Origin of the sequence: Paraburkholderia sp. UCT70, from assembly GCF_050434085.1 — a bacterium.
Lineage (GTDB): Bacteria > Pseudomonadota > Gammaproteobacteria > Burkholderiales > Burkholderiaceae > Paraburkholderia > Paraburkholderia tuberum.
In genome coordinates, this window is record NZ_JBNPVZ010000004.1 from 1,289,607 (window position 1) to 1,302,159 (window position 12,553).

Here is a 12,553-nt window from a genome sequence, read left to right on the forward strand (position 1 = left end):
TGGAACTGGGGTAAAGCCAAAATATATTTCTTGTTCCGCCACATTCCTCTGTATTCCGATCTATTCCATCCACACCGACAACTCCACGCAATGGGTGTTGATGGCACGTGAACACCTGCGCAAGATGCAATGAAGGTAGTGTGTCGCCGGGTAAAGCCGACGTTCGAATGCCCGAACGAGAGCATGGTCGAAGGGGCAGTAGATGGCCCGGTGCCTGCCTTTGGCGACAGCGATCCGTCGCGGTTGACGTCGCCGAAGGCACATTGGTCGAAAAACCGTCGCGAACCGTTGCCGATAGTCGTCGCGGCTGCCGTGCAGAAAACGTCATCTCGCACTTACTGGAGCGTGATTTCGCCATCAAACTCCACTTTCAGCTTGAGCCCTGCAACTTCCAGCGTTACTTTTGCGGGAAACGATTCCGTACCTGCGATGGTGCCGTCAGCAAGGGCCTTGGCGACCGCGTGCTCGATCTCGCGCTGCGAATTGACGCCAACCATTTTTAAGAACTTGCGTATGCTGAGGTTGAAGACTTCTTCATTCATTGACAGCTCCCATTTTCCGATGAAGGAGAGATTCCCGGCAGTGAAGTTAAGCCCGGCCGGCGGGCATCGACATGCTATTGAGAGCAACTGCCCCCGATGACAATGGCGACGATCTTGGCGCCGCCGAGGGTGGTGAGTTCGACTTCCGCATTCACTGCGCCATCGGCGAGGGACGTGATCTTGCCGCCACGTTACGCGGCTGCTACGCGGCCTGAGCTAGTTCAAAAGGTGAGCGCGGCAGGGATTCGCCATCCACGAATGCAGTGGCACTGCGCACGGCAAACGCGAAAGCGCATTCTTGACTCGCGAACTCTCCGAGATTCCCGAGTGAAGTAGCTTCACCGTCTTCCGCTAAGATCGATGCACGCGCTACAAAGGCTTTGCCATGCTTCGTGACGCAGGGCTGAATTGCTGCGCCGTGGTGATATAGAACCATGGCAACTCCTCTCATCGATGTTCGCGGAATCGGCGATGGCAGTTTAACGTCCCATCTTCGTCAAGGGAAAAACGTTACCTTTCCTCGCAGGACGCATAAATAATACATAAAGGCAAATTGGTTTGGCGGGGAGTCATTTTTAGCCCCGTTTGTGAAAGGGGTTCTGATGGCCAGCCGATTACCACGTGCCCCGCTGACCCTTCCCTACGGGTGGGTGGTTCCGAGTCGCGGCATGCCGGAGCCTTTGGCCCGAAGTGAACGTCATACGCCACATCAGCTCTCATTTGGCAACGTCAAGAAGTCACGGGTTACGCATGCAACGCCTTGGCACGCAACACGTCATCATGATCCAGGGTCGACGCGCCCGGAACGTACCCTCGGGACTCGTTCGATCGAATCGTTCAACGCGATGATCGACAGTTACACCTGCAAGGAACTCAGCCGGTCGACACCACAGATGGGAGGTAACGAAGGGGGTGCAATGAGTGAATCGTTGATGGGAACTTTGATCGGCTCATTGGTGCTAGTAATTGCGGCGATTTCCATGGTAAGCCACTATCGTCGCGAACATCGTCGCGCTCAGTCCCTCAGGAATATTGACCACCACCAGTGATGCGGTTGGCAACGGCAATCCCGGCGATGAAGGTGTCGCGGACGACGAAGTGGAGGCTGTAAGCACATTCAACGAGCGGATCTGGCAGTGATGCTAACCCGCGTTTGGTTCCTCGCGGCGGGCCAGCCACTGGCTCACGGAAAGTCATATCAGTCCTTCGGTCCAACTCGGCCAGTCGCTGGTTGGCATCGCGTAGCGCTTCCTCGGCCCGTTTCTGGTCGTCGATATCGGTACAGGTCCCAAACCACTTGACGACCTGGCCGGAGGCATCGCGCAGAGGCAGCGCGCGGCCAAGAACCCAGTGGTAACTGCCGTCCGCACGCCGGAGGCGGTATTCGATCTCGTACGCCTCGCCTGTCTCGGTTGCCTGCTTCCAGCGCTCCCAGGCGCGCTGGCGGTCGTCGGGATGGAAGGCATGGTTCCAGCCGTGGCCTTAGCTCTCCTCCAAGGTCAGACCCGTGTAAGCGCACCATTTTTGATCGAAGTACACATGCCAGCCGTCGGGCCGCGTGGGCCAGAGGAGTTGGGGCAATGCCTCGGTCAGATCGCGATACTGTTGCTCGCTATCCTGCAAGGCCCGCACTGCCTCGTCGCGGGCGCAAATTGCCTCCGTGGCGGTCTTGCGAGCTTCCGCGCTCTCGCCGGACTTTGCCGCACTCCGCTTCGATTCGTTCCAGGCTCGCCAAGAGAGTGGCTTGTTCATGGTGCTGCGGTCCACCTCCTATCATTCGGCGGCCCTCCTTGCTTGATGCTTCGTTCTCCGCCTTAACTGGGCAGGTGCGCTCGAAAAGCAATCTACGAGACGGCAACTCCAGCAACGCTTACAGCAGCATGCATCTGGTCAGGATACACGTCGACCACTGCGGCGCAATAGGATCTCGGCCAGGGTTGGGGCCAGGCGCGCCACCGACGCGGCTCAGCGAAAAAGATACGCTCATGAAGTGAACGGAGAGGGTCACGATCAAAAGCGCCTGTCTGGAGCTACCTTCCGCCGCTACCTTCCGCCGAACGGTCGACCTTGGCCAACGCTGCGCGACCGTACGCAATGGCCGAGAGCGTATCGGCAGCCGCGGAGGCACGGATGACCGTTGCGCCGCGAAAGCTGCCGTCTACATGATGAGGCGTCCAACGGCAGAAGTGGGTCTGCGACTTCAGCCGATCGCGTATCCATCCCAAAGTCGAAATTCATAAGCGTTCTTCGAAAACTGCGCGTCCAAAATGAAATGCCAGTCGCACCAACGACGGACTGGCTTTCTTCGCGCTCAAGTATCGGGCGTACTTCGCCCGCTCGATCCATATAACCGCGACGCCACTCCCGCGTCAGTCCCTCGCGCAGAGTAAGCGCAAAGTGGCCGTCTCTCCGGCACCCTTCACACCGCGACGCACCCGCGGGCGCGGACATGCATACCTCTGTGAAAACGACGCGGAGTTGTCCCGCGACTACCGACATCTCCAGTGCCCGCTTAACGCGCCTCCTCGTCAGGCCGTTCGTTGGTATCGCTTGGATACTTGGACTGTCCATAACGAATCAAGAGCACACCTAGAGCTATCAGCAAGATGGCGCCGGCCGAGGCGACAAGATGCAGCTCCGTATTCGCGCCAGCGCGCAGGATAACGTCGCGCGCGATCGAGACCATCGCTATGTAGAGCGGAAAACGCACCGGCAATTGCCCAGCCTTCAGGTATTGCCCGACCATGGCGAACACTTCGAGGTATAGAAACATGAGCAGCAGATCGGTCAGTGTAACGTCGCCGGAGTCCGCCATGTTCCAGATTAGGTGCCCCATCGCCAGGGCGGTCCCGATGCCGATGACCAGCAAGCCGACCAGTTCGGCCATCTCTATCACTTGCTCGAGCCGCCTCTTGATGCTGTGGTGCAGAGCGCCTTCATACTTCATGCACATTGCTCCTCGTGGGGTTGGAATGGTATTGCAACGTAGCGGCTCGTCGGCACCAGTGCACCGAGTGCTTGCCACGCCTGCAGCGGACGCAGTGTGACCGCGCAGGGCGTGCCGTTGAGAAAGAGGGATAGTGACCAGTGCCGATGGACGCAGCACAGATTGCGGGCTTCACGCGGATCAAACGGGCAGCGCCCATTTGCAGCTGTCTCCCGCTCTTTGGGAAACGACACCCGAGGCGCGGCTATGTAACGTAGCATATTGGCGTGGCGCACAGCTGCGTCACAGAGTCGCCACAGGTTTGGCATAGTAAATGGGGCAGAACCTGAGTAGGCCAACGCCCTTGCATGCGTCCGTCCCGCAGCGACTTCAGGCGACTCGCGCCGCGACGCGCCGCCGATGCAATCGCGGATTACGCAAACAGGTATGTCGCGCGACGCGGCATCGGATAACTATCCGCGAGATGGCTGCTCCAAGATCGGGGACTGAGTTTGACGAGCACGCCGGCTATGCGCTGAAATCGCGGTGACCTGACCAATTCCAAGCAACGTATCCGCTCAGGGTCAAGGACGGTCCGTCGCGATAGGCGGCGTTTAGCCCGTTTACTGGAGGTGTCTGTGGGACCGAGGTCGGCCACCAAGGGACGTTCGCTTGGCCGTTTGGTAGGACGCTCGAGCGGCGCCTTCCGCACTTGATACCGGCCATTCAAAGGCGCCATTCTGGCGTCGGATTGATTTTCAACCGCCCAAGTTTTGATTCAGCAGCGCAAACAACGCTTCCCACCCGCGCTCGGCGGCGGCATGGTCGTATACTGGGAAGTCCGGCACCATCCAACCGTGAGCGGCGGTGTAAATTTCCGCGCGGTAATTTACACCGGCTTCGACGAACGCCTTCTCCAGGCGCTCGGCCATCGCCGGCGGATAGCTGTCATCGTTCTCTGCGCTAGCGAGGTAGACCGCTGCTTTCAGGTTGGACGCGAGCAAATGTGGACTGGTTGGCGCGTCGGTCGCCAGATTGCCACCATGGAAGCTGGCGACCGTCACAAAACGACCAGGATGGGTGGCCGCCGCGGTAATCGCCATACCGCCACCCATGCAAAAACCTATTGCGCCGACATTGGTGCCCCTAACATCGCTGCGGGCATCGAGATAGGCCAGGAAGGCCTCGGTGTCATTCGCAGCCTTATCATTCCCTGTCGTAGCCATCAATGGGCCTAGAATTGCGCGCACGTCGCCTTTAAACACTTCGTCTGGCACGAGGGTTTCGTAGGGGCCGTAGCGGTAGAAGAGGTCGGGGAGTAACACGACGTAGCCGGCGTTTGCAACACGCTGTGCCATCTCAAGCACCGCAGGCCTGATCCCGCCAGCGTCCATAAAGAAAATCACCGGTGACCACGGCCCCTCGCCAGCAGGCGTCATAATATTCGCGGGGCATTCGCCGTCCCGAGTTCGAATAGTCACTCGTTCGTGGGGCATGAAATTCTCCTATTGCCGATGGGTGTGCCGAGAGTAGTCTATCGTCAACATCCGTTTCTGTTCAGCAGTGTGCATTTAACCTCCTGAGTCATTAAACCGATCCCTCGTTTCGCCAAACGTCTAATGGTCAGGGAATGGCCGTTGTACCTTGGAAGCTGTCGTCAAGACGGTGCTATGTCGAACGGCGTTAGAGGGTCGGGTGCCGCCGATCGCCGTCCTTTCCACTCCGCCGTAAAATAGCTTCGCATGTGACAGCGGAGAGTACAAGGCGCTATGAAAATCCGTACGCGGTTCGTCACCGCAATATTGGCGGTGCTCGTCGCCATCGCGGTGCTCTTTATCCCGTTGCCGCAGCGAATCGGGTTCGACACGCGCATCGTTTCGCTTGCGTCGATACAACGCCCTCCCACGGTCGTGTTCGATGAGGTCGGTCGGAATCCGTGGACGCCAACGGGTTAAGCAGCGATTTTACTCAAATGGAATCGCTGCGTGAAAGCGGCCGGCGACAGATAGTCCAGGCGTTCCTGTGTTCGCTGCCGGTTGTAAAAAATTTCGATGTATTCCGTGATTTCTTTGCGGGCCTGGTCGCGGGTCGAGAACTTGCGATGATAGACGAGTTCATCTTTCAATGAGCCCCAGAACGATTCAATGGGTGCGCTATCAAAACAATTTCCACGTCTACTCATTGATGCCTGCATGCCGAACTGTTTGAGGAGCTTCTGATAGGCGTGGGCGCAGTACTGGGCTGCCGCGATCCGTGTGCTGTATCAGACCGGCCGGTGGTCGGTGCGACGCGACAGCACGAAACAGCGCCTGCATTACCAGCTGTTTTGTCATGCGCTCGCTCATAGCATAGCCGACGATCTCTCCGCTATACAGATCCTTGAGGCCGGCCAGATACAGCCATCCCTCATCGGTCGCGATGTAGGTAATGTCACCGCACCAGGCTTGATTCGGAGCGCTTGCACTGAAGTCCTGGTCCAGAATATTGGGTGCGACTGGTAGGTCGTGCATCGAATTGGTCGTCGCTTTGAACTTGCGCTTTTGTTTGCAACGCAGACCAAGCTTTGCCCGCAATCGCTTGATGCGGTGAACGCCAATCTGGACGCCGTGGTTCGCCAGGTCCTTCTGTAGCCGTTCCGGGCCAAAGGTTTCTCGAGTACGCTCGTGAGCCGCACGCACCTGCGCTTCGAGCCGAGGCTCTTGCTGATCGTGCAACGACAGCGGCCGTTTGCGCCAGGCGTAGTAGCCACTGGTGGACACGCCAAGGAATCGACACATCGGCGGCACGGGGTACTGCTGTCGCATCTGCTCAATTACGCCGTACTTCATCGCGACTCCTTCGCGAAGTACGTTGCAAACTTTTTTAACAGATCGCGCTCCATCTTCACTTCTGCCAACTCTCGCCTGACCCGGCCCAGCTCCGCCTCGATCTCTGTCTGTGGTTTCTGAGTTTGCCCGACGTTCTCCAGCTTGCCGTCCTTTGCGGCACGAACCCAGTTCGCCAACGTCTTCATCGAAATCGACAATCGACGCGCCGCTTCGGACACGCTGACGCCGTCAGTCATTGCTAGCTTTACTGCTTCTTCACGAAATTCCTTCGTGTACACGGCTTTGGGGATTCGTTTCATCTATGCCTCCATTCCTTAATTTTACGGAATGTTGGCGTCCATTTTTTCAGCCTACCTCACCCAGATCGACGCTGCCGAACGCAGACCGACGACGCCGGCAAACATCCACCCAACCGGCCTGCACGCAATCACAAGCAAATGTAGGGCAGTTCTGGCCGGATGGCCAGCGGATCATGAGCGAGCGAAAGACGGATTTGACCGCTGTAAGCGGCGCTTTTTACGGCATTTTTTCTTGCGAGGCATACGCAGCAATACCTACACTTGGGGCTAGCTTGATGAGAGTCGGAGGGGGTCATGGTGAAGCACGGCGCAGCAGCGAAGAAATCGGTGGATGTCACTTATGTTCGTCGCGGCATGGGACGCATCGTTCTGCGTCGCTTCGATCCAAAGCGTGATTCATTTGATGAGTTAACCGCAATGTTGCATCGTGCTTTCGCCCGACTCGGTGCAATGGGGCTCAATTGCACCTGTACAGACCAACCGGTTTCGGTCACCAAGGCACGCGCGACACGCGGCGATTGCTATGTCGTGGTGTGTGACGGACGTCTGATCGGCACTGTGACGCTCCATGCGCCGGATCGCTATTCGCCGTGCGAACTGTATCGGAACGCAGACATCGCCAGCATGCGACAGTTCGGCGTCGATCCGGCGTGGCAGACGCGGGGTATCGGGACGCTGCTGCTGGCCTTTGCAGATCATTGGGCGGCGACGCGGGGTTATGCGGAACTGGCGCTAGACACGCCACAGCCCGCTACGCATCTGCTTGCGTTTTACCGCAGCCACGGCTTCCGTATCGCGGACTTCATGAGGTTCGACGGCAAACGCTACGACAGCGCAATCCTACGCAAGCCCGCGATTGCCGCACGCACCCTTGCGACCTGGTCGCGCCGGCTCGAACTGCCGCGCTATGCCGTAGCCTGTGTAGCATGACCCTGCGGAAGAACCTGACCCGATCGCTGAGCAGTTGATCACAACGGCGATGCATGAGAGGTGGCGCCCACTAGCGGCGTTGGCCAGAAGTGCGCCTTTCCAGACGGCTGCAACACGAAACATCAAAGTTGTGTAAAGGCGCGGTCATGGTGCGTCGGATTGATACAGCGTTTACGTTGCATGCTCGCCTCTTGTTTTTCGATACGGCGACCGACATAGACTTTGAACCAGTTGAACGACGATGAAGCGAGATGCGCCGGAGCGAAACGACAACGTTAAGGTTGACAGTGACTACAGTGATAGCGTGCATTGCGGTCGCGCTTTCGCCGGGCAATTCCGCACACGCGGCCGACGCATCGCCGGCTTCCGGTCCATTGGCTGCCGTCAGTGGCACGGCCGGCTCAGATCCGACTCCTTCATGGGCCGACATTGCATCGATGCTGCGCAGCCGGTTCCACGTTACGCGTAACGACTCGGATCAGATTGCTCAAGCCGTTCTGAGCGCAGCTAGCCGTTATGCGATTGCGCCCGTTCTCCTGCTCGCCATCATTGCGACAGAATCGGGATTCGACCGTCACGCGATCAGCGCGGCTGGTGCGAAAGGCCTCATGCAGGTTCTGCCGACCGCCCATCCGCAGGTGGTCGCGCTGAACAAGGACTTGTCCGACCCCGCCGAGAACGTGCGCATCGGCTCTTCGATCCTTCGTGGTTATCTCGACGCGACGCAAGGCGATCTGAATCTGGCATTAATGCGCTACAGCGGTGGCAGCAAGGGCTACGCGCGTCGCGTCGCGCTCAGTATGCGGCAGTTCGCGATCGGTCTGCGCAGGGGGTGAGCCCCTTTCCCGCGCTGCTCGACCTGCATTTACACGATTTCCAGGCGGGGCGCCGGATTGTCTCCCAAGGCGTCAGAATGATCTGACACATGCGTAACGCGGCTTCGTTGTTCGCAGACCGTGGGCCGTAGCCGGTGGGTTGTCGTGCCAACCGCTGCGCAGTGGCACTTCGCTACCGCACCGCGATCGGGGTTATGTGCAATTACTGCAATCGCGTCTTCAACTCGTTCGCGAGCTGGCGAATCGCGGCTTTTGTCTCCGCATCTTCGGCGAGCGCGTTCAGCAAACCGAAGTCGTGGATGGTGCCGTCATAACGGGTCGTCGCGGCTTCGTTACCCGCTGCGTCGAGCTTGCGGCCGTAGGCTTCACCCTCGTCGCTCAGCACGTCGAACTGCGCAACCTGAATCAGCGCAGGCGGCAGGCCCTTCAACTGATCCACCGAGGCACGCAACGGCGACGCGTAGATCTCGTTACGCTGGGCCTGATCCGTCGTGTAGGCATCCCAGAACCATTTCATCATGGGGCGCGTCAGGAAGTGGCCCTCCGCATAGGCGTTGTAGGATCCATCATTGAAATTGTTATCCGTCACCGGCCACATCAAGCCCTGGAAGCGGATCACCGGGCCCTGCTTGTTCTTCGCCATCAGGCTGACGACCGCGGCCATGTTGCCGCCCACGCTGTTGCCGACCACCGCGAGGCGGCTTCCATCTACGCCGATTTCTCCGCCATGGGCGGCAACCCACTTCGTGGCGGCATAGGCCTGATTGATCGCGACCGGGTAATGAGCCTCCGGCGACGGCGTGTAGTTCACAAACACCGCCACTGCGCCGGATTGCACAACGAGGTCGCGCACCAGACGCTCGTGCGTCTGGACGTCGCCGAGAATCCAGCCGCCGCCGTGGAAGAACATGAACACCGGCAGGGTGCCCGTCGCCCCTTTAGGACGGACGACGGTCAACGGCACGGTGATGCCGTCCTGCTCGATGGTCTTGCTGGATACGTCGATTCCGGACAGATCGACCTTCACGCCGTTCTGCGCGTCGACCAGCACCTGACGCGCCTTCGCTGGCGGCAGTGTGTTGAGGGCGGGTCCCGTGCCGCTGTTCAGCGCCTGAAGGAACTGGCTTGTTACGTGGTCGGGCGTAGCGGGCGCAGCGGAGTTCGCCGCGACTGCACACGTAGTGCTGGCAGCAAGGGTGACGGCAACCAGCAGGGGCTTGAATGATTTCATGGCGGATGCTTTCTTAAGATCGGGTTAGAGGATGGTCGTAACGAATTGGATCAAACGAGGGTGAGCGTGACGTCGATGTTGCCGCGCGTAGCGTTGGAGTACGGGCAGACGATATGAGCATTCTCGACCAGGACCTGCGCCGCTGCGCGCTCCATGCCGGGCAGCGCGATCTTCAGTTCGACCTCGATGCCGAAGCCGTTCGGGAGGGCGCCGATGCCGACGCTGCCGTCAATCGAGACATCTGCCGGGATGGCGATCTTGTCGCGGGCAGCGACGAACTTCATCGCGCCGAGAAAGCACGCGCTGTAGCCGGCGGCGAACAGCTGTTCGGGATTGGCGCCTTCACCGCCTGCCCCGCCCAGTTCCCTCGGGGTGGTGAGCCTGAAGTCGAGCTTGCCTTCAGGGACGACGGCACGGCCGTCGCGACCGCCTGTGGCGTGGGCGTGAGCGCGATAGAGAACCTTTTCGAGTGACATGGTCAAGTCCCAATACAAAGATGTGGTAGAGGAAATAGTTGACTGTGGGCGTTACGCGCGGCCGCCATCGGTCAATGCGCGGGCGGCGATCACGCCGGATGGTACAAAAACGCCAATGAGTTTCATGTTCATGGTCGTTGATTCGCCGACATGCATCTACCGCTAGATAGATAAATAGGCGAGGAGAGATATGATGTCCTCGCTTTCCGTCTAACCTAGTCTATCTATGCAAAGATAGATAGACGGCCAATTAAAGAGGTGAATCACCACCTCACCATACAGCTTTACTGCACTACCGCTTTACCGCACTTACTTTCAAGGTAGCCTCGATATCTTCGAGCCGGGCCCTCGTCTTAAACAACCGGCTTGCCAGTACACTGCCCTGATAAGCCGCGAAGAGGGCGCGCGCGGCATTTTCCGGTTTGCCGTTGACCGTCAGCGTACGCTCCTGCGCACCTTGCGCGAGCACTTTCGCCAGCCAGCTTTCGTTGGCCTTGAAAAAAGCCTGTATCGCATGCCGGATGTTGTCCGGCAGCGATTCGATGTCGGCCGCGAGCATGCCGCACAGACAAATCAGATTGCCGTCCCCCAGGGTTCTGCCAAACAACTTCGTGTACTTGCTGAGCTTCGCATCGGCCGGCAACGCAGCGTCGATTGCCTTGACGGTATTGAGTACTTCGCTGCTGTACTCATTGACCGCTTCAAGTACCAAATCGTCCTTCGACGGGAAGTAGTAGTGGATACTCGACGTCTTCACACCGACCAGTTCCGACAGGTCGCGGTAGCTAAAGCCGTTGTAACCGCGGAGCATAATCAGTGTGATCGCGTGGTCGAGAATCTGCTCGCGTACTGTTGATGTCGTGTCCATAGGCTTAACTTTATCTACTGATAGGTAGTTAGTCAAGTGGGATTTCCGACTGTGTTGTTTTCAGAGCTCGATGGGTCGGAAAGGCCACGTGCCCGCGCCTTGCGATCTCTTGCATGCTGACACCGCGCCGCCGCGTGTATCAATCCGGGCCAATGCGCTAGCGCGGCAGCGTCTGCTCGTACATGTATCGGCGCGACCACGGCAGCGTCGCCGCGCTGCGCCCGGCCTTGCGGCAGACGATCTGGTAGATCGAGACGTCGTCGTGCTCAAACGCGTAGGCGCAACCCGCCAGATAGACGCGCCAGATGCGGAACTTCACTTCATCGACGAGCTTTCTGGCCTGCTCGGCTTGCGCCTCGAAGTTCCCGCTCCAGGTGTTGAGCGTGCGGGCATAGTGTCGCCTCAGGTTCTCGATGTCGACCGCCTCCAGTCCGCCGCTCTGCAGCGCCTCGAGCGCGACACTGATGTTCGGTAGTTCGCCGTCCGGAAACACGTATCGGTCGATGAACCCGCTACCGCCGAGGCTGGTCTCGCGACTGTCCGCGCCGGTGGAGGTTATCCCATGGTTCATCGCGATGCCGTCGTCGGTGAGCAACGCGCGGATCCGAGAGAAATAGTCAGGCAGATTCCTGCAGCCGACGTGCTCGAACATGCCGACACTCGTGATGCGGTCGAACTGGCCTTCGACGTCGCGATAGTCCTGCAGGCGGATCTCGATGCGATCCTCGAGTCCGGCTGCTTTCACGCGCGCAGCGGCGAGATCGAACTGGCTCTGCGAAAGCGTGATACCTACACAGCGCGCGCCGAACTTCTGGGCCGCGCGCAGCACGAGCGCGCCCCAGCCGCAGCCGATGTCGAGCAGGCGCTGTCCGGGTTGCAACTGGATCTTGGTGAGGATGTGGTCGATCTTCTTGAGTTGGGCGGCGGCGAGGTCTTCGTCGCCGTTCTCGAAGTACGCGCACGAGTAGACCATGTTTTCGTCGAGCCACAGTTGGTAGAACTCGTTCGAGACATCGTAGTGATATTGGATTGCCCGCTTGTCGGACCGCCTCGTGTGACTCATGGCGCGCATGGCGCGCACAGCAGAGAGGGTGTTCGTCACAGTGCTACGGGCGAGCGCATAGCCGATGTCGATGATGTCCGTGAGTTTGCCTTCGATATCGATCTTGCCGTTCACGTAGGCCTCGCCGAGATTGTCGAGACTCGGATCGAGGAGCAACGGCAACGCGGATGCGCTCCTGACGTTCAGCGTGACATGAGGCTCGGCGAACGTCCCAAAATCGAAGTGCTCACCATTCCACAGCACAAGGCGCGCTGGAAGGTTTGACGTCGACCGTATTTCCTCCGACCAGTGGGCCAGTTTTTTTCCCCAAAGCATCAAAAATTCTCCTTTTTCCGTTGTAGCGATTTCTGCCTGGCTGCCGATCGGACACCGGGCGTGAAGAGGCGAGCCCGCGGGTGCCGCATGCGAGCCGGGCGCCGCCTGCCCATGCGACGCGAGCAGTCTGGACACTCGGCGCCCCGATCCGCTGCCCGTCCGATCGGCGGAGATCGAGGGAGCAGAAGCCGGCCCGTGTAGTCTAGGACGCGTGGTTTGGGGACCGCTATACCGGTTGC

At 59.1% G+C, this 12,553-nt stretch carries 11 protein-coding genes and 2 pseudogenes; 2 read left to right on the plus strand and 11 right to left on the minus strand.

Annotation, left to right across the window (positions count from 1 at the left end; translation table 11 throughout):
• Window positions 1-335 precede the first annotated feature (335 nt).
• The 7 genes and pseudogenes from OKW41_RS31585 to OKW41_RS31615 all read right to left on the minus strand — a co-directional run bounded on the left by OKW41_RS31585 (window position 336) and on the right by OKW41_RS31615 (window position 6,595).
• The gene (locus OKW41_RS31585; protein WP_116120373.1) at window positions 336-542 is read right to left on the minus strand and encodes a DUF6494 family protein; all 207 of its coding nucleotides are present in this window, start codon (window positions 540-542) and stop codon (window positions 336-338) included.
• A gap of 202 nt (window positions 543-744) precedes the next feature.
• Window positions 745-978 carry a hypothetical protein gene (locus tag OKW41_RS31590; RefSeq protein ID WP_429449956.1) on the minus strand — a complete coding sequence of 78 codons (234 nt, stop codon included), beginning with the start codon at window positions 976-978 and terminating at the stop codon, window positions 745-747.
• An 818-nt stretch (window positions 979-1,796) separates the two neighbouring features.
• Window positions 1,797-2,012, minus strand: a pseudogene (locus OKW41_RS31595) (PAS domain-containing protein); the annotation flags it as partial.
• Window positions 2,013-2,024: 12 nt separating this feature from the next.
• Window positions 2,025-2,294, minus strand: coding sequence for a hypothetical protein (locus OKW41_RS31600; RefSeq protein ID WP_429575077.1), 270 nt, complete (start codon window positions 2,292-2,294; stop codon window positions 2,025-2,027).
• Window positions 2,295-3,054: 760 nt separating this feature from the next.
• Window positions 3,055-3,489, minus strand: a complete 435-nt coding sequence (locus OKW41_RS31605) for a phosphate-starvation-inducible protein PsiE (protein WP_429449960.1) — start codon at window positions 3,487-3,489, stop codon at window positions 3,055-3,057.
• Window positions 3,490-4,226: 737 nt separating this feature from the next.
• Window positions 4,227-4,964: a dienelactone hydrolase family protein gene (locus tag OKW41_RS31610; RefSeq protein WP_429575078.1), complete on the minus strand. Its 738-nt coding sequence runs from the start codon at window positions 4,962-4,964 to the stop codon at window positions 4,227-4,229.
• 455 nt (window positions 4,965-5,419) lie between these two features.
• Window positions 5,420-6,595: pseudogene (locus tag OKW41_RS31615) on the minus strand (IS3 family transposase).
• Between the two features lie 294 nt (window positions 6,596-6,889).
• On the opposite strand from OKW41_RS31615, the gene OKW41_RS31620 reads away from it, so the two are divergent.
• Window positions 6,890-7,525 carry a GNAT family N-acetyltransferase gene (locus OKW41_RS31620; RefSeq protein WP_429575079.1) on the plus strand — a complete coding sequence of 212 codons (636 nt, stop codon included), beginning with the start codon at window positions 6,890-6,892 and terminating at the stop codon, window positions 7,523-7,525.
• A 287-nt stretch (window positions 7,526-7,812) separates the two neighbouring features.
• Complete coding sequence (locus tag OKW41_RS31625) at window positions 7,813-8,361, plus strand: lytic transglycosylase domain-containing protein (RefSeq protein ID WP_429575080.1); 549 nt, start codon at window positions 7,813-7,815, stop codon at window positions 8,359-8,361.
• 202 nt (window positions 8,362-8,563) lie between these two features.
• Here the strand turns inward: OKW41_RS31625 and OKW41_RS31630 are convergent, their stop codons facing one another.
• From OKW41_RS31630 to OKW41_RS31645, 4 genes are all read right to left on the minus strand, one after another.
• On the minus strand, window positions 8,564-9,592 hold the full coding sequence (locus tag OKW41_RS31630; protein ID WP_429575081.1) for an alpha/beta hydrolase: 1,029 nt from the start codon (window positions 9,590-9,592) through the stop codon (window positions 8,564-8,566).
• A gap of 50 nt (window positions 9,593-9,642) precedes the next feature.
• A complete protein-coding gene (locus OKW41_RS31635) occupies window positions 9,643-10,068 on the minus strand; it encodes an organic hydroperoxide resistance protein (RefSeq protein WP_429449973.1) in 426 nt (141 codons plus the stop codon).
• Window positions 10,069-10,360: 292 nt separating this feature from the next.
• Window positions 10,361-10,936: a TetR/AcrR family transcriptional regulator gene (locus OKW41_RS31640; protein ID WP_429575082.1), complete on the minus strand. Its 576-nt coding sequence runs from the start codon at window positions 10,934-10,936 to the stop codon at window positions 10,361-10,363.
• Between the two features lie 157 nt (window positions 10,937-11,093).
• A complete protein-coding gene (locus OKW41_RS31645; RefSeq protein WP_429575083.1) occupies window positions 11,094-12,314 on the minus strand; it encodes a class I SAM-dependent methyltransferase in 1,221 nt (406 codons plus the stop codon).
• Window positions 12,315-12,553: the final 239 nt, after the last annotated feature.